This window comes from Synechococcus sp. WH 8109 (assembly GCF_000161795.2).
GTDB lineage: Bacteria > Cyanobacteriota > Cyanobacteriia > PCC-6307 > Cyanobiaceae > Parasynechococcus.
Genome location: NZ_CP006882.1, coordinates 1,159,653 through 1,186,460 on the forward strand (window position 1 = coordinate 1,159,653; position 26,808 = coordinate 1,186,460).

Annotated in this window: 29 protein-coding genes and 1 tRNA gene; 13 read left to right on the plus strand and 17 right to left on the minus strand. The window is 63.0% G+C overall.

Going from position 1 to position 26,808, the window contains the following annotated elements:
• Nucleotides 1-27: 27 nt before the first annotated feature.
• The 4 genes from msrA to Syncc8109_RS06325 all read left to right on the plus strand — a co-directional run bounded on the left by msrA (nt 28) and on the right by Syncc8109_RS06325 (nt 1,431).
• Complete coding sequence (msrA, locus tag Syncc8109_RS06315) at nt 28-741, plus strand: peptide-methionine (S)-S-oxide reductase MsrA (protein ID WP_025362332.1); 714 nt, start codon at nt 28-30, stop codon at nt 739-741.
• Nucleotides 742-775: 34 nt separating this feature from the next.
• Nucleotides 776-940: a hypothetical protein gene (locus tag Syncc8109_RS12285; protein WP_006851215.1), complete on the plus strand. Its 165-nt coding sequence runs from the start codon at nt 776-778 to the stop codon at nt 938-940.
• Between the two features lie 67 nt (nt 941-1,007).
• Entirely contained in the window at nt 1,008-1,343 is a 336-nt protein-coding gene (locus Syncc8109_RS06320; RefSeq protein WP_006850005.1) for a hypothetical protein, read from the plus strand.
• Between the two features lie 14 nt (nt 1,344-1,357).
• Nucleotides 1,358-1,431 (plus strand) — tRNA-Pro (locus Syncc8109_RS06325).
• A gap of 260 nt (nt 1,432-1,691) precedes the next feature.
• Here the strand turns inward: Syncc8109_RS06325 and pstS are convergent.
• From pstS to Syncc8109_RS06340, 3 genes are all read right to left on the minus strand, one after another.
• Nucleotides 1,692-2,699 (minus strand): phosphate ABC transporter substrate-binding protein PstS, encoded by a 1,008-nt coding sequence (pstS, locus tag Syncc8109_RS06330; RefSeq protein WP_006850641.1) that lies wholly within the window; start codon nt 2,697-2,699, stop codon nt 1,692-1,694.
• Nucleotides 2,700-2,719: 20 nt separating this feature from the next.
• Nucleotides 2,720-2,989, minus strand: a complete 270-nt coding sequence (locus Syncc8109_RS06335) for a hypothetical protein (RefSeq protein WP_006851386.1) — start codon at nt 2,987-2,989, stop codon at nt 2,720-2,722.
• 79 nt (nt 2,990-3,068) lie between these two features.
• Entirely contained in the window at nt 3,069-3,911 is an 843-nt protein-coding gene (locus Syncc8109_RS06340; RefSeq protein WP_025362334.1) for a 3'-5' exonuclease, read from the minus strand.
• Between the two features lie 85 nt (nt 3,912-3,996).
• Between Syncc8109_RS06340 and Syncc8109_RS06345 the strand changes: the two genes are divergently transcribed.
• Complete coding sequence (locus Syncc8109_RS06345) at nt 3,997-4,452, plus strand: peroxiredoxin (protein WP_006850445.1); 456 nt, start codon at nt 3,997-3,999, stop codon at nt 4,450-4,452.
• A gap of 2 nt (nt 4,453-4,454) precedes the next feature.
• A complete protein-coding gene (locus Syncc8109_RS06350) occupies nt 4,455-5,183 on the plus strand; it encodes a DUF1350 family protein (protein WP_006852083.1) in 729 nt (242 codons plus the stop codon).
• On the opposite strand, the gene acs is transcribed toward Syncc8109_RS06350, so the two are convergent.
• Entirely contained in the window at nt 5,173-7,146 is a 1,974-nt protein-coding gene (gene acs, locus Syncc8109_RS06355) for an acetate--CoA ligase (protein WP_006849586.1), read from the minus strand. The two genes, Syncc8109_RS06350 and acs, sit on opposite strands and share 11 nt — an antisense overlap.
• 129 nt (nt 7,147-7,275) lie before the next feature.
• On the opposite strand from acs, the gene Syncc8109_RS06360 reads away from it, so the two are divergent.
• The gene (locus Syncc8109_RS06360; protein WP_006851413.1) at nt 7,276-7,926 is read left to right on the plus strand and encodes an HAD family phosphatase; all 651 of its coding nucleotides are present in this window, start codon (nt 7,276-7,278) and stop codon (nt 7,924-7,926) included.
• A 23-nt stretch (nt 7,927-7,949) separates the two neighbouring features.
• Here Syncc8109_RS06360 and sds read toward each other — a convergent pair whose 3' ends face one another.
• From sds to Syncc8109_RS06385, 5 genes are read right to left on the minus strand one after another with little or no spacing between them, the layout of a single operon-like run.
• On the minus strand, nt 7,950-8,921 hold the full coding sequence (gene sds, locus Syncc8109_RS06365; protein ID WP_006851468.1) for a solanesyl diphosphate synthase: 972 nt from the start codon (nt 8,919-8,921) through the stop codon (nt 7,950-7,952).
• Between the two features lie 37 nt (nt 8,922-8,958).
• Entirely contained in the window at nt 8,959-9,756 is a 798-nt protein-coding gene (murI, locus tag Syncc8109_RS06370) for a glutamate racemase (RefSeq protein WP_006850684.1), read from the minus strand.
• Nucleotides 9,753-10,847, minus strand: a complete 1,095-nt coding sequence (locus tag Syncc8109_RS06375; RefSeq protein ID WP_025362335.1) for an N-acetylmuramoyl-L-alanine amidase — start codon at nt 10,845-10,847, stop codon at nt 9,753-9,755. Before Syncc8109_RS06375 ends, murI begins: the two co-directional genes overlap by 4 nt.
• A 5-nt stretch (nt 10,848-10,852) precedes the next feature.
• On the minus strand, nt 10,853-11,674 hold the full coding sequence (locus tag Syncc8109_RS06380; protein ID WP_006851266.1) for a carbon-nitrogen hydrolase family protein: 822 nt from the start codon (nt 11,672-11,674) through the stop codon (nt 10,853-10,855).
• Between the two features lie 34 nt (nt 11,675-11,708).
• Entirely contained in the window at nt 11,709-12,440 is a 732-nt protein-coding gene (locus Syncc8109_RS06385) for a 2-phosphosulfolactate phosphatase family protein (RefSeq protein WP_025362336.1), read from the minus strand.
• Between the two features lie 63 nt (nt 12,441-12,503).
• Between Syncc8109_RS06385 and Syncc8109_RS06390 the strand changes: the two genes are divergently transcribed.
• From Syncc8109_RS06390 to glmU, 4 genes are read left to right on the plus strand one after another with little or no spacing between them, the layout of a single operon-like run.
• Nucleotides 12,504-14,066 (plus strand): UbiD family decarboxylase, encoded by a 1,563-nt coding sequence (locus Syncc8109_RS06390; protein ID WP_006850097.1) that lies wholly within the window; start codon nt 12,504-12,506, stop codon nt 14,064-14,066.
• Between the two features lie 24 nt (nt 14,067-14,090).
• Nucleotides 14,091-15,416, plus strand: a complete 1,326-nt coding sequence (gene aroA / locus Syncc8109_RS06395) for a 3-phosphoshikimate 1-carboxyvinyltransferase (protein ID WP_006851521.1) — start codon at nt 14,091-14,093, stop codon at nt 15,414-15,416.
• On the plus strand, nt 15,397-16,314 hold the full coding sequence (locus Syncc8109_RS06400) for a tRNA (5-methylaminomethyl-2-thiouridine)(34)-methyltransferase MnmD (protein WP_006851013.1): 918 nt from the start codon (nt 15,397-15,399) through the stop codon (nt 16,312-16,314). The genes aroA and Syncc8109_RS06400 overlap by 20 nt, the downstream gene beginning before the upstream one ends.
• Before the next feature lie 36 nt (nt 16,315-16,350).
• Nucleotides 16,351-17,703 (plus strand): bifunctional UDP-N-acetylglucosamine diphosphorylase/glucosamine-1-phosphate N-acetyltransferase GlmU, encoded by a 1,353-nt coding sequence (glmU, locus tag Syncc8109_RS06405; protein ID WP_006850661.1) that lies wholly within the window; start codon nt 16,351-16,353, stop codon nt 17,701-17,703.
• Nucleotides 17,704-17,713: 10 nt separating this feature from the next.
• On the opposite strand, the gene murF is transcribed toward glmU, so the two are convergent.
• From murF to menD, 7 genes are all read right to left on the minus strand, one after another.
• The gene (murF, locus tag Syncc8109_RS06410; RefSeq protein WP_006849829.1) at nt 17,714-19,093 is read right to left on the minus strand and encodes a UDP-N-acetylmuramoyl-tripeptide--D-alanyl-D-alanine ligase; all 1,380 of its coding nucleotides are present in this window, start codon (nt 19,091-19,093) and stop codon (nt 17,714-17,716) included.
• Nucleotides 19,090-19,737 (minus strand): hypothetical protein, encoded by a 648-nt coding sequence (locus Syncc8109_RS06415; RefSeq protein ID WP_232202391.1) that lies wholly within the window; start codon nt 19,735-19,737, stop codon nt 19,090-19,092. Before Syncc8109_RS06415 ends, murF begins: the two co-directional genes overlap by 4 nt.
• Nucleotides 19,738-19,868: 131 nt before the next feature.
• Complete coding sequence (gene glgA / locus Syncc8109_RS06420; RefSeq protein ID WP_006852130.1) at nt 19,869-21,404, minus strand: glycogen synthase GlgA; 1,536 nt, start codon at nt 21,402-21,404, stop codon at nt 19,869-19,871.
• A 55-nt stretch (nt 21,405-21,459) separates the two neighbouring features.
• Entirely contained in the window at nt 21,460-21,747 is a 288-nt protein-coding gene (locus Syncc8109_RS06425) for a L,D-transpeptidase (protein WP_006851816.1), read from the minus strand.
• Nucleotides 21,729-21,944, minus strand: coding sequence for a L,D-transpeptidase (locus tag Syncc8109_RS13060; RefSeq protein ID WP_255325691.1), 216 nt, complete (start codon nt 21,942-21,944; stop codon nt 21,729-21,731). Before Syncc8109_RS13060 ends, Syncc8109_RS06425 begins: the two co-directional genes overlap by 19 nt.
• A 65-nt stretch (nt 21,945-22,009) precedes the next feature.
• Nucleotides 22,010-22,879, minus strand: a complete 870-nt coding sequence (menB, locus tag Syncc8109_RS06430) for a 1,4-dihydroxy-2-naphthoyl-CoA synthase (RefSeq protein WP_025362337.1) — start codon at nt 22,877-22,879, stop codon at nt 22,010-22,012.
• Nucleotides 22,880-22,884: 5 nt separating this feature from the next.
• Nucleotides 22,885-24,570 carry a 2-succinyl-5-enolpyruvyl-6-hydroxy-3-cyclohexene-1-carboxylic-acid synthase gene (gene menD, locus Syncc8109_RS06435; protein WP_006849653.1) on the minus strand — a complete coding sequence of 562 codons (1,686 nt, stop codon included), beginning with the start codon at nt 24,568-24,570 and terminating at the stop codon, nt 22,885-22,887.
• A 57-nt stretch (nt 24,571-24,627) separates the two neighbouring features.
• Between menD and lepB the strand changes: the two genes are divergently transcribed.
• Both lepB and Syncc8109_RS06445 read left to right on the plus strand, forming a co-directional pair.
• Nucleotides 24,628-25,218: a signal peptidase I gene (gene lepB / locus Syncc8109_RS06440; RefSeq protein WP_006851218.1), complete on the plus strand. Its 591-nt coding sequence runs from the start codon at nt 24,628-24,630 to the stop codon at nt 25,216-25,218.
• A gap of 49 nt (nt 25,219-25,267) precedes the next feature.
• On the plus strand, nt 25,268-25,621 hold the full coding sequence (locus Syncc8109_RS06445) for a DUF760 domain-containing protein (protein ID WP_006849758.1): 354 nt from the start codon (nt 25,268-25,270) through the stop codon (nt 25,619-25,621).
• Here Syncc8109_RS06445 and Syncc8109_RS06450 read toward each other — a convergent pair.
• Nucleotides 25,611-26,804: a DUF4336 domain-containing protein gene (locus Syncc8109_RS06450; protein ID WP_025362338.1), complete on the minus strand. Its 1,194-nt coding sequence runs from the start codon at nt 26,802-26,804 to the stop codon at nt 25,611-25,613. The two genes, Syncc8109_RS06445 and Syncc8109_RS06450, sit on opposite strands and share 11 nt — an antisense overlap.
• Between the last annotated feature and the right edge of the window lie 4 nt (nt 26,805-26,808).

The window sequence follows — 26,808 nt, forward strand, 5'->3', positions numbered from 1 at the left end:
TAAGCTCTGCGGACCGACGCAACCAACATGCTCCCTTCCTGGCTGTCTCCCCGCGGCGGCGCCGAATCCTCTGCACCGGCAACGCATGCCGTGTTGGGGACGCCGCTGAAGGCCACACTGATGGCTGACCAGGAGGAAGCAATCTTTGCCTGTGGGTGCTTTTGGGGTGCTGAAAAGGGATTTTGGCGACTCCCTGGGGTGGTGAGCACTGCTGTGGGATATGCGGGAGGCCAGACCGAGCAACCGAGCTACAACGAGGTCTGCTCCGGCAGAACCGGACACACGGAAGTGGTGCGAGTGGTATGGAGCCGACCCGCCCTCGACTTCAGCGACCTGCTGAAACTGTTCTGGGAGTGCCACGACCCCACCCAGGGCAACAGGCAAGGCAACGACACCGGCAGCCAATACCGATCAGCCATCTACACGTTCAATCCGGAGCATCTGCAACTGGCCCTGGCCAGCCGAGACGCCTATCAAGTCGCCCTCTCGGCCAAGGGCTACGGGGCCATCACCACCGAAATCCTGGCGGACCAGACCTTCTATTTCGCCGAGGACTATCACCAGCAGTACCTCGCCAAACCAGGCAGCCGCCCCTACTGCTCCGCGATGCCAACCCAGACGCTGCTTGGTGACTTCGAGGGATCGAACTACAAACTCCCGAAGCAGGTCTGGGACAAGTACGACTGGTCCATCAGTCACTGCGTGCTTCGATCCGACAACAGCCCTATCGCCCTTAGCTGATTCGGCCAAGATGAGGATGGTCCCAACCCATGTCATGCCCGAGCCCTGGTCTGATCGGCAGGTGATCCTGGCCATCGCCCTCACCTTGATTTTGGTTCTGGGCCTGATAATCGGCAGTGCCTCCCACAATCGTGAGCAGCAAGCTCCGATGCTGTGGCGTGAGACCCCCCAAACCAAAGCAACACCGTTGGCAATCTGACTACCAGCACGCGAGCAAACTTCCTGTTGGTGCGATCGTGGATGAAGAAGGACCCCTCCGTTCTGCAGTGAGTGAACGGCCTGATCCATCCGAACAGCGACAACTGCATCCCCTGCCGAGGGGTCTGGTGGAGCTCTACGGCCTGATCGCCGTTCTGGTGGTGCTCATCCCCGAATGGCTGGCAGATGGAACTCTGAATCTGGGCCAGGCCAAAGGTCCTGCCTCACTCCCGATGCGCTCGAGAGCCTGGCGCACCCTGCCCGAGCTGCGTCTGGCGGCGATGACCCTGGCTGAGCTTCGCCAGGCCGCCGCAGAACTGCGGGTGTACCACTACGGATCTGCAACGAGAGACCAGCTCACCACTCGGTTACTCAGGCGACTCAGACGCCGGGATGCATTGTGATAGCTTAATTCTGACGGGGCGTGGCGCAGCTTGGTAGCGCACCACTTTGGGGTAGTGGGGGTCGTGGGTTCAAATCCCGCCGCTCCGATTCAACCGTCTTGTTTCCCCACCTGAACACCAACACTTCAGGATCTGTGCCGGCGGTTTCGCCGGCTCTTTTTTTTGCCTTCAGCAACCGAATGAGGAAAGTGGCTAAAGCCATCAAGCCAACTCGGAGCTCATGCAACCTGTCGTTATGCGCCCATTAACGATGGTTGAGGAGCCATAAAAAAACCGGTTTAAACCATCAAAAAGCCCCGGTTTGGAAGGTCCAAACCGGGGCAAAAGCACCACAACAACGGTTTGGCTTCAGGGCTGAATGCCTGCCACAGCACTGCGGGATTTTTCAAGGATGCTGCCCCGGAGAGGGACAAAGCCCAGGGCCGCCGCCCGATTCTGGGTGGCGTCGTCAAGCATGTAGTTGAAGACTTCCTGCACAGCCTCGGCGTTAGCGCCATTGCCGTTTGCATATGCCAACACCCAGGTGAGTGTTGCGATGGGATAAGCACCAGCGGCCTCCGGATTGGGATTGCTGCCCGCCAGATGCTGATCAAGCTCAATGCCGTTGAGGGCTTTGGCACCGGCCTCCACGGAGGGCTGGAGAAATTCACCGGATTTGTTCTGCACCGCAGCAGCCTTCACATTCCCCTTGATGTACGACTGATTCACGTAGCCGATCGCACCCTCACGGTTCGCGATCACTCCTGCTACTCCGGAATTACCCTTGGCCCCCACGCCCACCGGCCACTTCACCGATTTGCCGGTGCCGAGGGTCCAATCCGGTGAGAACGCCTGCATGGAATCAGCGAACGCCTTGGTGGTGCCGGAGCCATCCGAGCGATGCACCCAGGTGATCGTGCCCGCTTCGCAGCCGAGCTCCCTCCAATCGCTGATGCCGCCGATGGCCACCTCCACCGCCTGTTGCTGGGTGAGTTGAAGCTCGCAACCTGGCTTGTTGTACCCAAAGGCGATTGTTCCCCCCACCATCGGGATCTGGACCACCCCTTGGCTCACCTGCTTGCGGTCAGCCTCCTTGATCGGGTCGTCTGAAGCGGCGAAATCAACGGTGCGATCAATGAAGGCTTTGCGACCGGAACCAGAACCCACCGCCTGATAGTTCACGTTGGTTCCACCGGAGCCGGCGAGATCGGCGAACCAGCTCTGGTAAACCTTGGCGGGGAAGGAGGCTCCTGCCGCATTGAGTCTGGACACACTGGAACTACCGCCACAGGCGGCAAGGCCAAGAGCGAGGACGCTCAGGCTTAATACAACCAGGGAACGACGTGCCAAAACCGTTTGAGTGATTTGCTGCATCATCCCGCGTCATTGATCCAAGCTCAGGGAGTGGGCACAACGGTGGATGCGACGGTGAGTCGTGTTGCCACCGCGTAGCAGCGCAGCCAGCGGTTCACCCGTTTGCGGTGAGGGGCGGGAACCTCCTCAATCAACTGGATGAGTTCATCAGCCCCCATGCGTCGCAGGGCACGGACGTCCACATGCCAGAGCGCTTCGGCTTCACGAATCAAACGCGCCCAGGTGCGCACCTGCTGCCATTGACGCAGGCGGGAGCGGATGGGGCGTTGATGGGGATGCAGAAAAGCCGTCATAGCTTCAGCCTGCTGCGTTCAGCAGCACTCTCTGCAAAATCACCCAGACGCTTCGGAGTGCTGAAGCAAATGCGCAGGCTCAGGCGCTGAGGCGATCGGCTTCGAGCTCAACGGGCGCAACCGGAAACTCCAGCTCCGCCACCTCACGATCGCTCAAACGACGGGTCCAGGCCCCCTTGATCGGATCGTTCCAACGGAAACCCGCTGCTTTGGCGAGGTGTCGTTCTTCGAACGACACCCGGGCACGCATCAACTGGCGGGGTTCCAGGCCCCGCTCTAACAGCTGCTCAAGATCGTCACAGCGGGCGAAGACTTCCGCGATGTAGATGCAATCGCTGAGGGCTCGGTGGGCCGCCCAGACCGGGACGCCGTAAGCCAGGGCCAAGTCCCGCACTGAGGGGCGCGAACGCAACTGACGCTCCGCCGGCCAGCGGATGTCTTCCATGGTGCAGAGCCACGGTGTAGCGGTGGCCGGCACAACTCCAAGACCGAACCACTGACGATCGAAGGCCGCGTTATGAGCCACCAGCAGATCGGCAGCGTCCAGCAGATGCTCAAACCACACCAGCGCCTCCCGCCAGGGCTGGGGCCTGCGGGTGACGGCGGCGGGGATCCGGTTGATTGCCTCTGCCGCGTTGGAGTCCACCGGCAGAAGAAACGATTGCTGGGCCAGCACCGAGCGACTCGGCACATCAAACAAAATGCAGCCCAGCTCAAGGCATTGGTCCTGCAGCGGATCCAAACCGGAGGTCTCGGTGTCGATGATAAGAAGGGTGGTAGGTGAGGCCTTTGGCGCGTCCTCTGGCTCATCAGCCTTGGCTTCGGGTTCAGCGGCTGGCGGAGCAGGCAACGGCGTTGTCTCTGTTCGGGGCTCCGCCTGAGGCCTTGAAAATCCCGCAAGCAAATCGAGCTGTTCAGGCATGACGCAGTGACTCCTCCCGCCCCTGATTCTCCCGCCCCGGGCAAGGTGCATGCTGCCTAAGGTTCAACCTCTTCATCTCAAGCGAATGGCCCTCGGGATCGGCGACCGGCTCCCCTCCTTCAGCCTGGAGGATCAGAACGGTGACCTTCGCACTCCCGTCTCGGTGCAGGGCCGCTGGCTGGTGCTGTTCTTCTATCCCAAGGACGACACACCAGGCTGCACGGCTGAAGCCTGCAGCTTCCGCGACAACGCAGAGATCTTTGCTGCCCTCGATGCAGAGGTCTGGGGCATCAGCGGTGATGACGCCTTCAGCCACCGCCGTTTCGCCGCCCGCCACAACCTCACGTTTCCGCTGCTGTGCGACCGCAACAACGCCCTGCGCCGCGAGATGGGTGTGCCCAAAGCCCTTGGTCTGCTGCCCGGTCGCGTCACCTACATCGTTGATGGCGAGGGGGTGATCCGTCACACCTTCAGCAACCTCCTGGATGGCCCGTCCCACGTGCGTGAAGCACAGCGTGTGCTGAATCAGCTGCGCGGTTGAGCATGGCCAACTGGCGTCAGCTGGGTGCGATCTGGCAACTGCGGCCGGCCGAACCCACGGGATTGATCGAATTCATAGGCGGCAGCTATCTGGCGGCCACCCCCCAGATCAGCTACCGCAGGCTGCTTGAAGAGCTGGCGGCGGACGGGTTGACTGTGCATGCCTGGGCCTATGTGCCTGGGTTCGATCATCAACGTCAGGCCCGCGATGCCTGGAGTGCCTTCCGCTCAGCGCGTCGCCAACTTGAGGAGCGCTGCGGGGCCCTTGCAGCTCCGCTGCGGCTTGGCCACAGCCTGGGTTGCAAGCTTCACCTGCTGGCCCCCGATGGGGGTCGCGGCAGCAGGGCTCTGGTGGCTGTGAGCTTCAACAACTTCAACGCCAATCGCTCGATTCCCTTGCTGGGGGAACTGGCACCAAGGCTCGGGGTGGAAACCGAGTTCAGCCCAAGCCCAGCTGAAACGCTTCGCTTGATAAGCCGCCACTACCAACAGGAGCGGAACCTGGTGGTGCGCTTCGGGCGCGATGAACTGGATCAAAGCGGCGATCTGATCCAGGCCTTGAGAGAACGTCCCTCCGACGCCAGCTCAACCCTGGAGCTGCCCGGTGATCACCTCACCCCGGCCAGTGCAGGGCTGCGGCGCAGCTTTCTCGGAGACTGGGCGGATGACCCCAGGCGGGTGGCGATCATCCGTCAGCTGAGCCGAACCATCGGCCAGGCGATCAGGCCCTGAGGCGATCCAGAACAGAGCGATCTTCCAGGGTGCTGGTGTCGCCTGTAACCTCCTGACCCGCCGCCAAGGCCCGCAGGATCCGGCGCATGATCTTGCCGCTGCGGGTCTTGGGAAGGGCATCACTGCAACGGATCTCATCCGGCCGGGCAATCGGACCGATTTCCGTTCCCACATGGGCGCGCAACTCATTCACCAGAGCGTCATCGCCCTCGCGGCCCGCTTCCAGGGTGACAAAGGCCACGATGCCTTCGCCCTTGAGGTCGTCGGGCCGACCCACGACGGCCGCCTCCGCCACCGCAGGGTGACTGACCAGGGCTGATTCAATTTCCATCGTGCCGAGACGGTGGCCCGAGACGTTGATCACGTCATCGACGCGACCCATCACCCAGAAGTAGCCATCGGCATCCCGCCGGGCACCATCCCCCGCGAAATAGAGGTAGGACCCATCTGCAGGCCGGATGTGCTCCCAATAGCTCTCGCGGAAGCGTTGGGGGTTGCCATGCACGGTGCGCATCATTCCAGGCCAGGGGGCACGCACCGCCAAGTACCCGCCTTCATCATCGCCACAGCTATTGCCTTCAGCATCGATGATGTCGGCCTGAATGCCGGGCAGGGGCAAGGTGGCGGAGCCGGGCTTGGTGGGCGTTGCCCCCGGCAGGGGGCTGATCATCACCCCGCCAGTTTCGGTCTGCCACCAGGTATCGACGATCGGGCAGCGGTTACCTCCAATCACGTCGCGGTACCACATCCAGGCCTCCGGATTGATCGGTTCACCGACGGTGCCGAGCAGACGGAGGCTACTCATGTCGGACTGGTCCGGAACGGAGCGACCGCTCTTCATGAACGCCCGGATTGCGGTGGGAGCCGTGTAGAAGATTGTGATTCCGTGCTTCTGGATCAACTCCCAGAAGGCACCGGGCTTAGACGGGCGCGGTGCACCCTCGTACATCACCGTCGTTGCACCGTTCGACAAAGGGCCGTAGACGATATAGCTGTGGCCGGTGATCCAACCCACATCGGCCGTACACCAGAAGACATCCTCATCCCGGATGTCGAAGATCCACTGGAAAGTGAGGTGGGCCCAGAGGTTGTAGCCGGCGGTGGTGTGCACAACGCCCTTGGGCTTGCCGGTGGAGCCTGAGGTGTAGAGCACGAACAAGCGGTCCTCGCTGGCCATCGGCTCAGCGGGGCAGGCGGCACTCTGAACATCCACCAGGTCATGCCACCACTGATCGCGACCAGAGACCATCTCCACGTCCTGCTTGGTGCGCTGCACCACAAGCACGCCGGTCACTGAGGGGCAGGCGCCATTAGCCAGCGCCGCATCCACAGCGGGCTTGAGTGACACCGGCTTGTCCTTGCGGAAGCCGCCATCAGAGGTAATCACCGCTTTCACTTCACCATCGTTGAGACGATCCCTCAGGGCTTCGGCGGAAAAGCCACCGAACACCACTGAATGGGGAGCACCAATGCGCGCGCAGGCGAGCATGGCGATCGCCGCCTCAGGCACCATCGGCATGTAAAGCGCCACAAGGTCACCCTTGCAGATGCCCATGGCCTTGAGGCCATTGGCGGCTTTGCACACCTCAGAATGCAGTTCCTTGTAGGTGAATCGGCGCACATCCCCCGGCTCTCCTTCCCAGATCAACGCTGTTTTCTGCGCCGTTGGCCCATCGAGATGACGGTCTAGGCAGTTGTAGGAGAGGTTCGTGGTCCCGCCCTCAAACCAGCGCGCGAACGGAGGATTCGACCAATCGAGCACGGTTTGGAAGGGCTCGAACCAATGCAGTTCTCGACGGGCGGCCTCACCCCAGAACGCATCAGGATCGTTTTTGGCGGCATCGGCCATGGCCCGATAGGCCTCGAGGCTGCCGATGCGCGCTTTGGCGGCGGTGTCTGCTGGCGGCTCGAACACCCGCTGCTCCTGCAGCACGCTTTCGATGGTGGTGTTGGCGTCGGTCACAGCAGACTGCGCAGTGCTTCTCCTGGAAGGGTAAGGAGCAGGACCCCGCTTGATCCAGGTCCCTTATCAATCCGTCGGACGATGATGCAGTCGATGCGAAAGGATTGAGCTGGGCATCGCCATCCCGGGATGAAACTGCCACCTTCCGCTTGTCTATTCGATCTGGATGGGCTTCTGCTCGACACCGAGCCGCTGCATGGCAGGGGCTGGTGGGAAGCCGCGGCCCACTTCGGCACCCAGCTGAGCGAGGCCCAGTTAATGCAGCTGAAAGGCCGTCGCCGGCTCGACTGTGCGGCCCAGGTGGATGCATGGCTGGCGAAACCGGTGGGCGCGGATGCCCTGTTGGCAGTGCAGCAGCCGATCGTGCGTGCCCTGCTTCCGAATGCTGCCCCGATGCCTGCCGCGCAGGAGCTGGTGGCGCATTGCCACAGCCGGGGCATCCCCATGGCAATGGTCACCAGCAGCAGCCGCGAGGCCGTTGCGTTCAAAGCAGCACCCCATTCCTGGCTCGAGCTGATCCAGGAACGGGTCTACGGCGACGATCCCGAGCTGGACGCGGGCAAACCCGACCCCGCACCCTTTCGGCTTGCCGCCCACCGCTTGGGGCTCAACCCAAACACCTGCTGGGCCCTGGAGGATTCCCAGGCCGGCAGCCAATCGGCCCATGGAGCCGGTTGTCAGGTCTGGCTGGTAAGCCCCAAGGGCTCAGACGAACCCGACCTGAACACCAACCCCTGTGGAATTAACAGCTTGGCTGTTGTGTTGAAGCTGTTGTGTTGAAGCGGTCGGCTTAAAGTCGCTGCTCAGTACAGGCGGCTGAGCACAAAGTCCGGCAGTTCCATCAAGGCGCGTTGCGCCTCAGACTCTGGCAGCCAAGCAATCGATTCACGGGATTCGCGAGCAAAGGTTTCCGCCAGCTCACGGGTGCGTTCAATCGCCTTGGATGCCCGCACCATCTCCAGTGCTTTATCCAGGTCACCGGGCTCGGAAAACTGACGATCGATCAATAGATGCAGCGATGGATGCTCCCCTAGGGCATAGAAGGTGGGCGCGGTGAGATAGCCGCTGGCGAGATCACTGGCTGCCGGCTTGCCGAGCTGCTGGTCGCTTCCGGTGAAATCGAGGATGTCATCCACCACCTGGAAGGCCAAGCCCAGCTGGCGACCGAATTGATAGAGGCTATCGAGCTGGGACGGCGAGCAACCACTGAGCACGCCTGCGGCACGACAGCTGTTGGCAATTAAGGATGCCGTCTTGCAGTAACTCTTTTCGAGGTAGGTCTCAAAGGTTTGGGCCGTGTCGAAGCGGTAGAGGCCCTGCTTCACCTCCCCATCCGCGAGGTCCATGATCACGCGACTGAGCAGCTTGACCACGTCGAGGTCATCGAGATTGGCGAGGTGCCAGCTGGCCTGAGCGAAGAGGAAGTCGCCGGCAAGAACGGCAACGCGGGCATCAAACCGGCTGTGGACCGTGTCCACCCCGCGCCGGGTGGAAGCCTCATCCACCACATCGTCATGAACAAGCGAGGCCGTATGGATCATTTCGGTGATCTCAGCCAGGCGGCGGTGGCGGGGCGAGAGCTCTCCCTGAGCAGACAGGGCCCGCGACAGAAGTAGAACAATGCCGGGGCGCAACCGCTTGCCACCGGCACTGAACAGATGCTCCGCAGCGGCCTGAAGGATGGGATGACCTGCCCCGATCAGGCTGCGCAGGTCTCCGAGCAGGGTTTCAAGATCTGTCTCTACCGGTTGGAGTAGCTCGGTAACGGTGCTCATGACTCCCCTCGGCGCCGCGATCCTAGTGGTCCCACGCTCAGTCCTGCAGCAGCTGAAGGCTGACGGCAGGCCGCTGGCCCAGCCAGGGGGTGGCGCGCACTGCGAAGCCATCGGGGTCCGCGGTGACGCAGAAGCGGCAGCTTTGCAGGGAAAACGGCCTTGGAGCGGACGAGATGCCCGCCGGTGGCCCCAAAATGGCATCCAGTTGACGGGCCACGCCGATGGCCGGGTCAATGATCTGGACCGACTCCGGCACCAGCTGACGCAACAGGGGCACCAATAAGGGGTAGTGGGTGCAACCCAGCACGATCGAGTCCACGGAAGCCGCCAGCAAGGGTTCGAGATAGGCCTGGGCCGCACGACGCAGGTCGTCGCTGTTCATCTCGCCGGCTTCAATCAGAGGCACAAAGGCAGGACAGGCCTGCTCGATCACCACCGAGCCGGGATGAAGCGCTTCGATGCTGGCCCGGTAGGCCGAGGAGGCCACGGTGGCTGGTGTGGCTAGCACGCCAACACGGCGCGTTTCCACCATTGCTGCGGCGGCGCCGATCAGACCGATCAACGGTACCCCGGCCTGTCCCTCGGCTACATCTCTCGCCAGGGCATTGGTGGTGTTGCAGGCCATCACCACCGTGGAGACCTGTTGGTTGCGCAACCAACCCACCACTTCAGCGGCGATGCGCCGGATGTCATCCGGTTGACGATTGCCATAGGGAACCCGGGCCGTGTCACCGAGGTAGACGCAGGGCACCGGTCCATGGCGTTCGAGCACCCGACGCAGAACCGTCAGGCCTCCCAGGCCGCTGTCGAAGAACCCCAGCAGTTGCGGCGTCATCGCACCTCCTGCTTCAGGTAGTTGAGAATGCCGGCCGCCAGGGCCAAGGCCAGTCGGCGGCGATGGTCGGCCCTGGCCAGACGCGGCGCATCAATCGCCCCGGTGACAAATCCCATCTCCACCAGGGCCGAAGGCATGGTGCTGCGCCGGATCACGAAGAAGCGACCGCGTCTGACGCCGCGATTCGGTGTTCCGGGAGAGACATCCATCATCTGCTGCTGCAGATAGGAGGCCAGGCGTCCAGAGCGAGGGTCTGAGAAGAAGAACGTTTCGATCCCGTTCACATCCGGACGATTCATGCTCAGGGCATTGGCATGGATGCTCACGAAGGCAGTGGCTCGACTGCGGTTCGCCAGGGACACCCGCGGCGGCAGGTCCACATCCACTTCACGGGTGCGGGTCAAACGCACGTCCACGTCCCTCGCCCGCAGCAGGTCGGCCACCTGGAGCGACACATCCAAAACCACGTCGGTCTCGCGCAGACCGCCAATGCCGATGGCCCCCGGGTCAGGGCCGCCATGACCGGGGTCGATCACGATGCGGTAACGGTTGCGGGCCACCGTGGGCAGCCCGGAAGGATCCACCGGCGTGCGGGTGGGACGGAATCCACCCGGCGGGAGCCAGGCCGTGGCACGACCGGTTAGATCGCCTTCGCCGAAATCATCTAAGCCGCGGGTGGGCAGGCCGGTGAACACCAGTTCCCAGCGGTCCGTAGCGGTTCCACGCAGGCGCAGATCGTTGGGGTTGAGATCCACATCAGGGCGGAATTCCACCACCAGACGGGTGGCCCCCGCGCGGGGTTTTCCCAGCCGGATCTCACGGACGGCACCGCGTCCCGCCAGGCGCCGCGGGAATCTCAGCTCACCTGGAATGTCAATCCAGACCCGGATGCCACGGCTATCGCTGGCGGCCTGAAAAAACGCCTCCAATCGAGCGTTCCGGCTGGTGCGCAGCTTGAGAACCCCTTCCTCGGTGAAGGCCCAGGCGGCCAAAGCACTGGCTGCTCGGGCAGGCAACGCCTGGGTGAAAGCCGTGCACTGCAGGGCCGCGGCCAGAAGCCAGGCCATCCGTCTGGACGACGCCGGAGCCATGGCGCTCAGAACAGCGTGGGTTGGCGGTGCCGAAGGCTCGGCATCTGACCCCGAACATGACCGAGATGGTTGGTGTTGACCGGAGCAATGGCTGCTCCCGCCTGGACACCCGCATCCGCGAGAACCGTTCCCCAGGGATCAATCACCAGGGCGTGTCCATGACTCTGTCGGCGACCGTGGTGGACACCGGTCTGAGCGGGAGCAAGGACATAGGCCGTGTTTTCAATGGCCCTGGCCTGCAGAAGCACCTGCCAGTGGTCTTTTCCGGTGAAGGCCGTGAATGCCGCAGGAATCATCAACAGGTCTGCGCCGGCACCGACGAGATGACGATAGAGCTCAGGAAACCGCACGTCGTAGCAAATGGACAGCCCCACATTGCAGAGACCTGGAATCTCAACGACCGGAGGCAGATCCCTGCCTGGGTTCACCGTTGCCGACTCGCGGTAGGTGTTGCCGTCCGGCAGGTCGACATCAAAGAGGTGAATCTTGTCGTAACGGCCCAGGAGCATGCCGTCACGGTCGACAAGCTCAGCACGGTTCAAGGTTCGCGATCCATCACCCACCGGCACAGGAAAGCCACCGCCCAGCAGCGCCACCTGATAGCGACGCGCCATGGTCACCAGGAAGCGACTGCTCCGCTCCGCCAGGGTCGGAGCCAGCTCCAGGCGCCGGCTGTCCTCGCCCATGAAGGCAAAATTCTCCGGAAGACCGATCAGCTCGGCACCTCGGCGGGCAGCCAGATCGATCTGCTCTTCAGCTGCATTGAAGTTGAGCTCCGGGTCCTGACCGCTCGTCAGCTGGACAGCAGCCGCCAGGAAGTCGCTCACATGCACTGATCAGATGAGCGAACTTTAGTGAGGGTCAGGCCGCCCGAAGCACCCCAGGCTCGACCTGTGTCGGAACGACACTGAGCTGATCGAGGCCAGCACAGCAACGGAAATCGGCGTCGTGATCGCCCAGGCGAATTAAGCGCTGACCATGGGTCGCCGTGCGAAGACAAGCCTCTGGTTCGGATTGCCACTCACGCCAGAGGGAGACGGCTGCCGTGAGTTCGTCGTTGGCGGCACTGCTCCCGGTGGGATCCAGCTCCAGCAAGCGATGGCCCAATGCACCAGCGGCCAAGGAATCCTCGAGGGAGTAGGCCCCCTCCCAGCCGCTGCCGACAATCGCCACGTGGCTGGGTTGTTTCGCCAGCAAGCGCTGGGCCACGGCTTCACGATTCGGCAACGCCGCCGTAAGCAGAAGGGGAACCTCGCTGACACGATCGAGAGCCCGGGTGCCATTGGTGGTGCTCATGAACAGACGCTTGCCAGCCACCCGCTCCGGCTTAACGGCAACGGGTGAATTGCCCAGGTCAAATCCCTCGAGCATCTGCCCACCGCGCTCACCAAGGAGCAGACGCGCATCGGCAGGCCACGCCGCTGCAGCAGCGCGCAGATCGTCGAGGCTGGCAAATGCCTGCACCGCCTCGGCACCGTTGTGCAACGCCCAGGCAATGGTGGTGGTGGCCCGCAGCACATCAATCACCACCGCCGCATCGGGACGAAGGTCCTGCGGCATCTCTGCCGGCACATGGAAGTAGGAGATCTGCATGGCCACGCTGAACACCGGCGTGCGACACAGTACCGAGACCGCGTGCGCCGAGACCGTCATCCCATGGCCCTGTTCCAATCCGGTCCGGCCACCCGAGATCTGCGGGGCTTCCTAAAGCTGCTCGAAGACCGCGGCCAGTTGCGCCGGATCACGGCACCGGTGGATCCCGACCTTGAGCTGGCAGCCATTGCCGACCGGGTGCTGAGCCAAGGGGGGCCCGCTCTTTTGTTCGAAAACGTGATCGGCTCATCGATGCCGGTGGCCGTCAACACCCTCGGCACCGTGGAACGGGTGGTGTGGAGCATGGGCCTAGAACGGGCCGAGCAGCTGGAGGAGCTGGGGTCACGCCTGGCCCTGCTGCAGCAACCTCGCCCCCCCAAAGGCCTGGAGGAAACCAAACAGTTCGCCAGGGTGTTCTGGGATCTGGTCAAGGCCAAGCCCGACCGCGACCTCACGCCCCCCTGCCGTCAGCAGGTGTTCCGTGGCGATGAGGTTGATCTCGACAACATCCCCCTGATCCGGCCCTGGCCAGGGGATGCCGGGGGCGTGATCACGCTTGGACTGGTGATCACCAAAGACCCCGAAACCGGTGTCCCCAACGTGGGTGTTTACCGGCTTCAGAAGCAGTCGGTGAACACGATGACCGTGCACTGGTTGAGCGTGCGGGGCGGTGCCCGTCACCTGCGCAAGGCTGCCGCCATGGGCAAGAAGCTGGAGGTGGCGGTAGCCATCGGCGTGCACCCGCTGCTGGTGATGGCCGCGGCCACACCGATCCCGGTGCAACTCAGCGAGTGGCTGTTCGCAGGCATCTATGCCGGAGAAGGGGTTCGTCTGGCCCCCTGCAAAACCATCGACCTGCAGGTGCCCAGCCACAGCGAAGTGGTGCTGGAGGGAACGATCACCCCTGGTGAAGTGCTGCCGGATGGCCCCTTCGGGGATCACATGGGGTTTTACGGCGGTGTGGAGGACTCACCTCTGGTGCGTTTCCACTGCATGACCCAACGGCGGGATCCGGTGTTTCTCACCACCTTCAGCGGACGTCCTCCCAAGGAAGAAGCGATGCTGGCCATCGCGCTGAACCGGATCTACACGCCGATCCTGCGGCAGCAGATTCCAGAGATCACCGACTTCTTCCTACCGATGGAGGCGCTCAGCTACAAGCTGGCGGTGATCTCGATCGACAAGGCCTATCCGGGGCAGGCCAAGCGTGCTGCCATGGCCTTCTGGAGTGCCCTGCCGCAATTCACCTACACCAAGTTCGTTGTGGTGGTGGACAGTCACATCAACGTGCGCGACCCGCGTCAGGTGGTCTGGGCCATCGCGGCCCAGGTGGATCCCCAGCGCGACCTGTTCACCCTGGAAAACACCCCCTTCGACACACTGGACTTCGCCAGCGAGCAGTTGGGCCTGGGTGGACGACTGGCCATTGATGCCACCACCAAGGTGGGACCTGAGAAAAATCACGAATGGGGGGAACCCCTCAGCCGTCCCGCGAATTTGGAACAACGGGTCACCGACCGCTGGGCCGAGCTGGGTCTAGAGGACCTCGGCACCGACGATCCCGACCCCAGCCTGTTCGGCTATGCCCTTGATCGACTGATTCAAGGCCTGAAGACCGGCCAATAGGATCAGCCCAACGACTAAACAACCTTGAGCGGCACAGGCCAATCCGACGACCCCCGTGAGCTCAAGGCCGGAGGAAGCCTCCAGGGACGGGTGAAGGTTCCAGGCGACAAATCGATCTCGCACAGATCGCTGCTGTTCGGCGCCATCGCAGAGGGCACCACAACCATTGATGGTCTGCTCCCGGCCGAAGACCCCCTGAGCACAGCCAACTGCCTGCGGGCCATGGGCGTCAGCATCAGCCCGATCACCGATGGCGGCATCGTCACCGTTGAAGGGGTTGGCTTGGACGGATTGCAAGAGCCAGCAGAAGTGCTCGACTGCGGCAACTCCGGCACCACGATGCGATTGATGCTGGGCCTGCTGGCGGGCCGCGACGGTCGCCATTTCGTGCTGGATGGCGATGCATCCCTGCGCCGCCGCCCGATGCGTCGGGTGGGCCAACCGTTGGCCTCGATGGGTGCGGATGTGCGTGGCCGTGATGGGGGCAACCTGGCGCCGCTGGCGGTGCAGGGGCGCCAGCTGAAAGGAACAGTGATCGGATCGCCCGTGGCCAGTGCTCAGGTGAAATCAGCCCTGCTTTTGGCTGCGCTCACGGCCGAGAGCCCAACCACGGTGATCGAACCGGCCCAGTCCCGTGATCACAGCGAGCGGATGCTGAAGGCCTTCGGTGCCGATCTCACCGTTGGCGGCGAAATGGGTCGGCACATCAGCGTGCGTCCAGGCGCCACTCTGCAGGGCCAGAACGTGGTGGTCCCTGGCGACATCAGCTCGGCGGCCTTCTGGCTTGTGGCTGGAGCCCTGATTCCAGGCGCTGATCTCACCATTGAAAATGTCGGGCTGAACCCAACACGCACCGGGATCCTGGAGGTGCTGAAGCAGATGGGTGCCCGGATCGAGGTGCTCAACCCCCGCGACGTCGCGGGCGAACCGGTGGGCAATCTGCGGGTGACCCACGGCCCGTTGAAACCCTTCAACTTTGGCGAGCAGATCATGCCCCGCCTCGTGGATGAAGTGCCGATCCTCAGCGTCGCCGCTTGTTTCTGCGAGGGCGAAAGCCGGATAAGTGGAGCGTCTGAACTAAGGGTAAAGGAAACCGATCGGCTGGCGGTGATGGCGCGTCAGCTCAAGGCCATGGGAGCCGACATTGATGAACATGAGGACGGCATGACCATCCGCGGCGGTCGACCACTCAAGGGAGCCGTGCTGGACAGCGAAACCGATCACAGGGTGGCGATGAGCCTCGGTGTGGCGGCCATGCTCGCCGACGGCAACTCGAGCCTGGCGAGAAGCGAAGCTGCAGCCGTGTCGTATCCGTCGTTCTGGGACGAGCTTGAACGGCTCCGCTGCTGAGCTCGGTGCGCTCCGCGTCTACCCGACGGCGGATGGCAGCTTCAGCCTGCACAGCGATCACTTCGGCGAGGCCTTTCACAACTCGGCGGGAGCCCTCAATGAGGCCGAGGCCAAGTTTGTCCAACCTGCGGAGCTACAGCGCTTCAGCGGCGGCACTCAATTAAGGATCCTGGATGTGTGCGTGGGGCTCGGCTACAACACGGCCGCTGTGCTGGAGGACTTGCCGACGACAGGCCCGAAGCTGCAGTGGTGGGGGCTTGAGCTGGACCGCCGCCCCTTGGAACAAGCCTTGGAACAGTCCAACTTCCAATCCCTCTGGTCAGCCCCTGTACTGGCGAGGCTTAAAGCCATTCGCGACTACGGCAGCTGGCAGGAGCCCAGTAGCCAAGGGATCCAGCTCTGGGGCGATGCCCGATCGATGCTCCAGGAGATTCCCGAGCCCGTTCGCTTTGATCTGGTGCTGTTGGACGCCTTCTCCCCCCAGCGCTGCCCGGAACTGTGGAGCGAAGAATTCCTGGGAGCGCTGGCACAGCGCTTGGCTCCGCAGGGACGGTTGCTGACCTACAGCCGTTCAGCAGCGGTACGAGCCAGCCTGAAGCGAGCGGGCTTGAGCCTGTATTCCCTGCTGCCAGCCCCAGGCGAGCGGGTTGGGTGGAGCAGCGGCACCCTGGCCACTCCAGTGGACTCCGGCTGTCCGCCGAACGGACCCGGTTGGCGCCCCCTCTCGGCGATGGAATGGGAACACCTGCAGACCCGGGCGGCCGTGCCATTTCGTGATCCCCAGGGCAACGCCACAGCTGAAGACATCCTTGAGCGCCGCCGCCTTGAACAGGAGCATTGCGTTTATGAACCCACCAATTCCTGGCAAAGGCGCTGGCGCAGGGACACTCCGTCCTGAGCCCGGTAGATTCCGCCCGTCTTCTCCTCGCTCCGCATGCTTGCCGTAGCCGTATTGGCCGCTGGAAAAGGCACCCGCATGAAGAGCGCACTCCCGAAAGTGCTCCAACCGCTGGCGGGAGCCACCCTGGTGGAACGGGTGCTCGCCAGTGCAACCAACCTGCAACCGGAACGGCGGCTGCTGATCGTTGGGCATCAAGCCGAAAGGGTGGAGCAGCAGCTGGCTCCGCTCGGAGGCCTGGAATTTCTTCTGCAGCAGCCCCAGAACGGCACGGGCCACGCGGTGCAACAGCTGATCCCATCGCTGCAGGGCTTTGAAGGGGAGCTGCTCGTGCTCAACGGCGATGTGCCGCTGCTGCGAAGTGAAACAGTCGAAGCATTGGTGCAACAGCACCGGGCCAGCGGTGCCGATGTCACCCTGCTGACGGCACGGCTCGCGGACCCCACTGGTTACGGGCGGGTGTTCGCCGATGCCGACGGCCAGGTGAGCAGCATTATTGAGCATCGCGATTGCACGGACGAGCAACGCAGCAATAACCTCACCAACGCCGGGATCTACTGCTTCAACTGGACGGCCCTGTCCACCGTTCTGCCGAAACTCAGCACCGACAACGATCAGGGAGAGCTCTATCTCACCGACACGGTGGCAATGCTGCCGAAGGCCATGCACCTGGAGGTGGCCGATGCTGATGAGGTGAACGGCATCAACAACCGGCGGCAACTGGCCCAGTGTGAAGCCTTGCTGCAGCAACGGTTGCGCCACCACTGGATGGATGAAGGGGTCACCTTCATTGATCCCGAAAGCTGCACCCTCAGTGAAGGCTGCAGCTTCGGCCGCGATGTGGTGATCGAACCGCAAACACACTTCCGCGGCCGATGCGTGATTGGTGAAAACTCCCGGATCGGCCCCGGCAGCCTGATCGAAGACGCGTCGGTTGGGAACAACGTCATTGTGATGCACTCCGTGGTGCGAGAGGCCAACGTCGGCAACGACGTTGCCATCGGTCCCTTTGCTCACCTGCGGCCGGCCGCCGATGTCGGCGATGGCTGCCGCATCGGCAACTTTGTGGAGGTAAAGAAAAGCCAGCTGGGGGCCGGCACCAAGGTGAACCACCTCAGCTACATCGGCGACGCCCAACTCGGAGAGAAGGTCAACGTGGGGGCCGGAACAATCACCGCCAACTACGACGGGGTGAACAAGCACCGCACCGTGATCGGTAACAACAGCAAAACCGGTGCCAATTCCGTGCTGGTTGCCCCCATCAATGTCGGTGAATGCGCCACCATCGGTGCCGGGTCAACGATTACCAAGGATGTGGCTGATGGCGCCCTGGCAATTGGTCGCGCCCGCCAGATGACCAAGGACGGCTGGGCGGAACGAAAGGTTTAGTCCAGCCTTTCTAAAGACTTGGCAACAGCGGAATCAACCGTTCCAGGGCCACACCGCGGCTGGCCTTGAGCAGCAGAACATCACCAGAGTTCAGCCAGGCGGCCAGGGGAACTGCGGCGTCTTCGGGATTCGACACCAGCTGCAGGTGGGGCAGGGGTGCCGCCACTTCAGCCATCGCCTTGCCCTCAGCACCGCCATCCACCAGCACCAGACCGTCCAGGCCCAGCTGCACGGCGCGGGCGGCAACCTCTTGATGCAGCTCCAGGCTGCGCTCCCCAAGCTCCAACATGGTGCCCAGCACAGCAAAACGTCGCCCCGGTTGCGCAGCAAGCAGCTCAAGAGCCGCCAACACCGCCTCAGGCGAGGCGTTGTAGGTCTCATCGAGGAGTGTCAAACCACCCTGCTGCAGGCGGCGGTTGCGTCCGCCCGGCACCGTCACCTGCATGCCTTGCAACTGCTTGCGGGACACACCCAACTGGTCAGCAACAGCAACGGCCAAGAGCAGATTGCGGGCGTTGTGGCGCCCCTCCAGCTGTAGCGGGAGACGATCCGCATCGATCAGCAACTGGTCGCCGTTGATGTCTCCAACCAAATCGGCTCCAATCCAATCAGCATTGATCAGATCGGATTCCACCACGGGATCGTCAGCCAGGCGCACGCGCAGCACGCGGCCGGACCAGACCGCTGCCAAGGCCGACTCCAGCAGCGGATCACCGGCGGGAATCACCACGGTCCCCTTCGGATGCAACCCAGCCGTGATTTCGCATTTGGCCGCTGCAATCGCCTCACGGCTGCCGAGACATCCGATGTGGGCCGTTCCGATGTTGGTGATCACCGCAAGATCCGGCTCGGTGCAGCGGGAGAGACGCTCGATCTCCCCAGAGCCCCGCATGCCCATCTCAATCACCAAGGCCGCATCAGCTGCGGTGGCGCCCAGAACGGTGAGGGGAACCCCAACGTCGTTGTTGTTGTTGGCTTCGCTGGCCTGAATCGCTCCCATCGGAGCCAATGCCGCTCGAATCAACTCCCGGGTTGTGGTTTTGCCGGCTGAGCCCGTCACCGCCACCAGAGGCTTGCCCAGGGCACGGCGATGCAGCAAGGCCAGCTGTTGATAGGCCAGCAGTGTGTCGTCCACCCGCCAATGCAACAGGCCCGAAGGGAACGGTTCAGTCCAGCTGCGGCTCACAACAGCAGCCTGGACCTTGTGTTCAGTCAGTTTGTCGAGAAAGTGATGACCATCGAAGCGCTCGCCCACCAGGGGGACAAAAAAATCACCCGCCTGAAGCTGTCGGCTATCGGTGCAGACCCGTCCCACAAGGGCATCGGGTTCAAAGCTGCTGCCCTGCGGAGTTCCCCAGGCAGCAAGCAGCTGACGCAGCGTCAGGGTCATCCCACCAACCCGAGGCCAAACAGGATCATGCCGCCCCCAACCCGAGCTGACCGCGCCAGCAGATCGCCCTGTTCACTGACCAACTGAAGACTGGCGTAATCCAGCTCAAACGCCGACTGAAGCCAGCTGGAGGCGAGGGTCTGGCGCTGATCGAGAGACAACTGCTGCCAAGCGTCAACAGACAACTCCAACAGCAAGCGGTCCTGCTCCGGAACGGGCTTGGCTGAACGGAGCAGTCCTTCGGGAACGGCCTTGTCCTGAAACAGTTGGAACAGGGGATCGAAACTGAGCTGGGGTTGGAGGGACTGCTCCGGCTCCAATGGCTTCAAAGCCGGCTCCGCACCCACAGCTTCCGGCAGGGGTGATAGCTCCTCCAGCATGGGCTGTGGTGCTGGGATCAGCTCAGGCACGGGGAGATCAAGGGGAGAGGTCCGCTGCAGATCGACCGGCTCCGGACGCGGGGCAGGGCTGGCATGGTCCTGCCAGAAGCGGATCCCAACCAGCGGCAGCAGAAGCAGCAACACCAGCAGCAGTGGCCAGAAGCTGGGGGCCAGATCCCGGGGCCAGAAGCCTGGCACCGAAAGATCTCCCTCCAGATTGCGGCGCCAGAATTCCTGACCCCTGAGGCGAAGATCAGCAGCCATCGCCTGCAAATTGCGGCCGAACTCTTGCCAGGGGCTGACGTAAGGAGCCGGGAAATTACCTGAAGGCTCCCCACTCTGGGGCTCGGATCGAGCCTCAGGTGGGGAGTCGGATCGGGCGGGCTCGCTCAAACTCAACTGGATCGACGACCGAAGAGACGATTCAGGGGATTCCGGCCGGCGGAGGTCACCTCAGCAGGAACTCTGGCCTCTTCAGTCTGCCCCTCGGAACGCGAGGGATCAGCAGCTTGACCCTGAGAGAACTGTTCCACCAAGGCTGCATCCGGGGTGGGTTCCTTGATGCCGCAGACGTCCTTGTACATGAGGTCGTAATCGAACGCGGAACGATCCCAGCTGTAGTCCTGATTCATGCCGCGTTTCTGCAGCTCGACCCAGCTGTCCCGATGGCGGAAGGCCTCCCAGGCCCGCACCAGGGCTGTGTAGAAGTCGACCGGTTCAAAGCGATCGAAGCAGAAGCCTGTGCCGCTGTCGGCAGCGGGGATGTGGGGCGGAACGGTGTCAACGAGACCACCAACCTTGCGAACAACGGGCACTGAGCCGTAGCGCATAGCGTAGAGCTGGCTGATGCCACAGGGCTCAAACCGGCTGGGCATCAGGAAGGCATCGCTGCCGCCGTAGATCAACCGCGACAGGTCATCGTCGTAGGTGAGGAAGACGGCGCACTTGCCGGGGTGACGGGATGCGAGTTGCCAGAGCCCGGATTCGAGCCCCCGGTCGCCGGTTCCCAGCACAACGATCTGGGTGTCGGTGTAGGCCAGCAGACGATCAGCCACCTGCAGCAGAAGATCGACTCCCTTCTGGTCGACAAGGCGGCTGACCATGCCGAGGACGAAGGCATCCTCCCGCACCTCCAGCCCCATCCGCTCCTGGAGCACCTTCTTGCAGACCGCCTTGCCGGAAAGATCGTCGGCGCTGAAGTTCGCCGGCAGGGAGCGATCGGTGGCTGGGTCCCAGGCATCAAGATCAATGCCGTTGAGGATGCCGCGTAGCTTGCCAGAGACGAAGTTGAGCAGACCCTCCAGCTTTTCGCCGTATTCCGCCGTGCGGATCTCCTGGGCGTAGGTGGGCGACACCGCATTGACGCGGTCGGCATACAGCAGCGCAGCGGCCATCGTGTGATCCCCCTGCATGTACCAGGGGCACCAAGTCATCCGATCGAGCTTCCAGCGCCATGGACCCTGGTACTTGAGGTTGTGGATGGTGAACACCGTGCTGATTTCCGGGTCCTGATGCATCCACACCGGGATCATCCCGGTGTGCCAGTCGTGGCAATGCAGCACCTGTGGCTTCCAGACGTTCCAGGAGAATTCGGCAGCAGCACTGGCGAAGAAGGTGAAGCGCCAGTCCTCGTCGTCGCCGCCATAGATGCGCTCCGGGTCGAACACCGGATGACCCACCAGGTAGATCGTCATCCCATTGGTGGGATGCTTCGTTTCATAGACGGCGAACTCAGTACCCATGGTCTGGGCTCGCCAGATCGGCTCCGCCGGCACGTTGAGGCGGCTCCAGAGCTTGGAGTAGCCCGGCATGATAAGGCGCACGTCGTGGCCGAGTTTGGCCAATGCTGGGGGCAAAGAGCCAACAACATCGCCCATCCCTCCAACCTTGATCATCGGGGCGCATTCCGCTGCAGCGAAGAGGATGCGCATGTCTCAGATCGGCGTTGGCGCGGCGACTTTAAGGGGAATTTAGGAATCTGTTCCGTCAGGGAAGAACCGTCACCTGAGTTCCAAGCGACACCTGGCGATACAGGGCACGCACATCCTCGTTGTAAAGCCGGACACAGCCATGGGAGACGGCCCGTCCCACCGTCCAGCGGTGGGGGGTGCCGTGGAACCCCGTGGTGGTGCATCCCTTGATAGTGATCCAGGCATCGCCGTCATGGGCATCACGGCCGCAGCAATCGCGATGGAAGGCGATCCAGTGACTGCCCAATGGATTGTTGGCCCCCTGGTCCTCCACCCGCTCGCCACTCATGGGATGCACCCACACCGGATGGGGGTCTTCTGAAGCACTTCAAATCGTCCGGTGGGGGTTTCCCAGCCGGGCATGCCGATGGCCACCGGAAAGGCGTTGCGCAGCCTGCCGTTGTCGAGCAGAAACATGCGGCTACGTCCGCGCAACATCACCACATGGAGACTGATGTAGCCACGCAGATCCTGAGGTAGTGAACCCAGGCCTGCCTTCACGGAATCCTCAGCCGCTACCTGCAGCAGGGCCAGCGGTTCCGGCGGAGGGAGAGGAAGAATTTCTTTCAGGGTAACCAGCCTGTCTCGGAGTAATCCGGAGATCGCTTCTCAAGGAAGGCATTGCGGCCTTCCACGGCTTCTTCGGTTCGATAGAAGAGATGGGTGGCATTGCCAGCCAACTCCTGCAACCCGACAAGGCCATCGGTTTCGGCATTGAATGCGGCCTTGAGGCAACGGATGGCCGTGGGGCTGTGCTGCAGCACCTCGCGGGCCCAGCGCACCCCCTCCGCCTCCAACTGCTCCAACGGCACCACGGCGTTAACGAGCCCCATCTCCAACGCCTCGTTGGCGCCATAACGGCGGCAGAGAAACCAGATTTCACGGGCCTTGCGCTGGCCAACCACCCGCGCCAGGTAGCCCGCACCAAAGCCGCCATCAAAACTGCCGACCTTGGGGCCGGTCTGGCCGAACACAGCGTTCTCGGCGGCAAGGCTGAGGTCGCAGAGCAGATGCAACACCTGGCCGCCGCCCATGGCATAGCCGGCCACCAGGCCGATCACCACCTTGGGCAGGCTGCGGATGATGCGCTGCAGATCCAGCACGTTCAGGCGGGGCAAGCCGTCCTCACCGATGTAACCGCCGTCGCCGCGAACACTCTGGTCGCCGCCGGAACAGAAGGCATAGCCACCATCGGGGGCTGGGCCAACGCCGGTGAACAGCACCACACCTATGTCACGGTCATCCCGGATGCGCGTGAAGGCATCACAGAGCTCCATCACCGTCTGCGGGCGGAAGGCGTTGCGCTTGGCGGGGCGGTTGATGGCCACACGCGCCAGGCCGTCAGCGCAACGGTCCACAAGGATGTCCTGGTAGCTGCCCCACGGTGTCCATTGCGCGGTTGGCGCACCGGGGAGCACCTGACGCATGTCAATCATTGGGTTCAGGGCTCAGTGTGTGCATTCTGAGCAGCGGCGCGCAGCTGCTGACGCAGGGCAGCATCACGACCGCGGTCGCTGCACAACCGCAACAACACCGGCCGTTGCTGCGACAAGCCCCAGTCCAAGGCCTCCTGCAGATCCTCCAGACAGGCCACCTGGCGTCCAGGCACACCATGGGCTGCCGCCAAGGCCAGGGGATCCACCTGCTGGGGCATGGCGAAGAGCGATTCGAAGCCCGGCGTGGCAATGGGCAGCTGCTGAAAAATGCCGCCGCCACCGTTGTCGATCAGCAGCACCAGCAGTGGTTGAGGTGCAGCAGCGGATGATGCATGCAGCCAGCCATTGCTGTCGTGCAGCAGGGCCAGATCACCGGTCACCAGCGCCAATGGACCGAGATTCGCCGCCAGACCCATGGCAAGCGACAAGGTGCCGTCGATGCCCGAGGCCCCGCGGAAGCTGAAGCAACGGTGGCGGCTGCAGGCGGGCCCGCCCCAGGTCAACCAGTCGCGCACCGGTGAACTGGCGGCCAGCATCACCGGCAACCGCTCCGGCAGGAGCTGGGGAAGCCAGTAGGCCAGGGCGGGCTCATTGACGGCACCACACAAGGGCAACTGGGCCTCGATCCACGCAGAGAGGTCGTCGGTGCCGACCGATGGCTTGCTCAGCGGGTCCAGAGCAGGCTGTTGGGCGATCCAGGCGGCCATGCCCCCCGACCATTGGCTGGACCTCTGCAGAGGATCCAGCGACCTTGAATCCCCTTCGGTGATCAACAGCTGGGGGCCCCGGTGGCGGTGAAGCCAAGCCTCCAACCGCCGGCTGGCGGGCATGGGTCCCAGCCGCAACACCTGAGCGTCGTCAGGCAGGTTCAGCCGATCCAGTTGCAGCTCCCAGTGCTCGATGCGGTTGGGGCAATCGGGAGCAAGGGCAGCGAGGGGATCAGCCAGCAGAGGCCAACCGCTGAGGTTCAGCCAGCGATGCAGCGCCTGTTGAAAGGCCTCCACCGCGGGCGAAAGGCCCCGCCATGGACCTGCAATCACAATCCCCGGGCTCTCTGGATCGAGACGAGGCGCAGGCCCGGTCTCAGGCGAAGGCTCTGGGCAAGCCGTAGGCGGGAACACAACCGAAACAAGCTGTTGCTGCTGTTCAAGGGTGGTGTGCAGCGGCTCCTCGAAGGCCAGGTTGAGGTGAACCGGTCCCGGCGGCCCAGTGCCTACACCTTGAGCCCGCTGCCAGGCCTGAACCGCCAGAGCGTTGAGGGCGTCGTTGGACTGGGTGTGGACGCCATCTGCCGCTCCACCGCCAAACCAGCGACAGGCCGAGAGCAAAAAGGATTCCTGATTCACCGTCTGATTGGCGCCGCAGTTTTTAAGCCGGACGGGGCGATCCGCCGTGAGCAGCAACAAGGGCTGACAGGAGCGGTCCGCCTCCACCGCAGCGGGAAGCAGGTTGGCCACCGCGGTGCCAGAGGTAGTGACCACTGCCACGGCACGGCCATGGGCGGTCGCCATGCCGAGGGCCAGAAACGCGGCGGACCGCTCGTCGATGGCCATGACCAGCTGCAGCTTTGCCTGGGAGGCCAGCACGCCCGCCGCGGTTGCCAGGGGGCCGGAACGGCTGCCAGGGCAGAGCACCAGCTGCTTTAGCCCCCGGAGACATAGAGCCTCAAGCAGCGTGAGGGCGGCCTGCAAATTGGCGCGAGCGATGGTCAGTGCAGCAGGCCAGGCTGGTGTGATCTTCGGTCAACGATGACCCAACCCACGACACCCGCTCCAGGAGAAGACAGCAAGGGCTTCTGGCGCAATCTGATTCTCTGGGCCCTGCTGGCGCTGCTGCTGCGCTGGTTGGTGGTGGAACCGCGCTGGATTCCCTCCGGCTCGATGCTGCCCACCCTGCAGCTGCAGGACCGCATCCTGGTGGAGAAGGTAAGGCCCCGCCTGGCCCGCAGCCGCCACAGCCATCTACACCGGGGCGATGTGGTGGTGTTCGCCCCTCCCGAACAGCTCGTGGCCGCTGGCTATGACGCATCCGCTGCACTAATCAAACGTGTGGTGGGGCTGCCTGGAGATCAGCTGGACGTGCACGACGGCAGGCTGTTCCGCAACGGCGAACCGGCTGCAGAACCCTGGTTGGAGCAACCGATCAACTACGAGATGGCCCCGATCACCGTGCCGGCGGATCAGCTGTGGGTGATGGGGGACAACCGCAATGCCAGCCTCGATTCCCACCTCTGGGGATCACTGCCGGAAACCAATGTTCTTGGCACGGCAGTGTGGCGGTATTGGCCGCTGCAGAGGTTCGGACCGTTACGGATCACCGACAGCAGCGATGGCGGTTGAAGCCAATGGCTTGCGTTAGGGTCAAGTCCGTGATGTAGATCACATACGAATGTTTAACCCCGAGTTCCTGACAACTGACAGCAGTGATGGTCACGCGGGGAACAGCCTGATCCAGTACCTGCAGGAGCAGTCTCCGGACACGCTGCAGCGGGTCGCTAAATCAGCAAGCAATGATATTCAAGACATCATTCGCCACAATGTTCAAGGCTTGCTGGGAATGCTTCCTGGCGAGCACTTTGAGGTGAAGGTGACGGCCAACCGCGACAACCTCGCAAACATGTTGGCCTCAGCCATGATGACTGGTTATTTCCTGCGCCAGATGGAACAGCGCAAGGAGCTGGAAGAGACGCTGTTTGCTGACGAACAGATGGCGATCGAGCCGGAAGACGAACTCAAGCTTTGATAACGGTCTGATCAGGCACCAGGCCGAGATCGAGTAAACGCTTATCAATAGATCCAAGAAACTCCCAGTTCCCAGAACTTGGAGCCCAATCCCGCTCTTGCAATAAAGCGAGCAGGTGTTGCACGGTTTCGGGCGTGAATGTAACCGGCGCGCTGTAGTGAGCTGGCACCAGCCAGCGCAGCTCAGCCTGGTCGCTCAACTCCTGCAGCCATCGCAACAGAGCCTCTTTGGCTCTGGGCAACACCAACCGCTCAAGCACAGGGGCCACTTGCAACTTGGGCGCTTCTTCGCCGATCAAGCCATCGGCTGCCGCCTGCCAACCGGCCTTCCAGCGGAAGGGGTAGAGGCCGAAGTGAGCTTTCAGGGAACGGAGCCCTGGCTTAAACGCATCCCGGAGCAACTCCGGCAGCTCTGGCACCTCCAGCGGTTCTGGCCTCAGGTAGGAGGCAAACAGCACCAGCCGGGCCCAGCCGCGGCGGCGGGCTTCCGTTGAATCACTGAGGGGCTCATCGCCGCGTTCGCGGGCATGGAACAACAGCGGCGTTGGATCGAGGTCGAACAGGACCGGGGGTTCAGCACTGATGCCCACCAGGGCGTCGGTCACCAACAGAGTGCCTGACGGACGATGCAAACAAGAGACTTCCTGGAAACGGCCGACGCCAAGGTCGAGCGGTCCAAGGGAGAACCACTCACAAATATCGCCATGGGGAAGGCCATCGTCGAATAGCACCTTGGTGCGACGTGCCGGCACACCCAACCAGGACAAAGGCAACTGCAGCGGGAAGCTCCACTGGCCCGGACACACCCAGATGTCCGCATCCGGGAAGGCGCGGGCCAGTGGAGCGAGGGGAAGCTTGTGCTCCAAACCAGAGGCGGTGGGCAGCACAATCGTGCGCACGGGGCCGTGTTGTTGTTCCAGCCCGGCGATGGCTTGGCGCACTTCACCGGTGGGCGGCAGAGGGTTCACCAACATCAAGCCACCGGGCACCTTGGCCACGGTGAGCCGCACCGGCACGGCCACGTAATACACCCCCTGCAGCTGCTCCAGGCTCCAGAGCTGGCCAGGGATCAGCTCACTGAACAGGGTGCGGCGACGGCCATAGGGGTAGAGCGGCAGCAGCGGCCAGAAACCCCAGCGCTGATCCGCAGGATTCACACCAGCTCCAACCACCACGCTCCCCATCAAT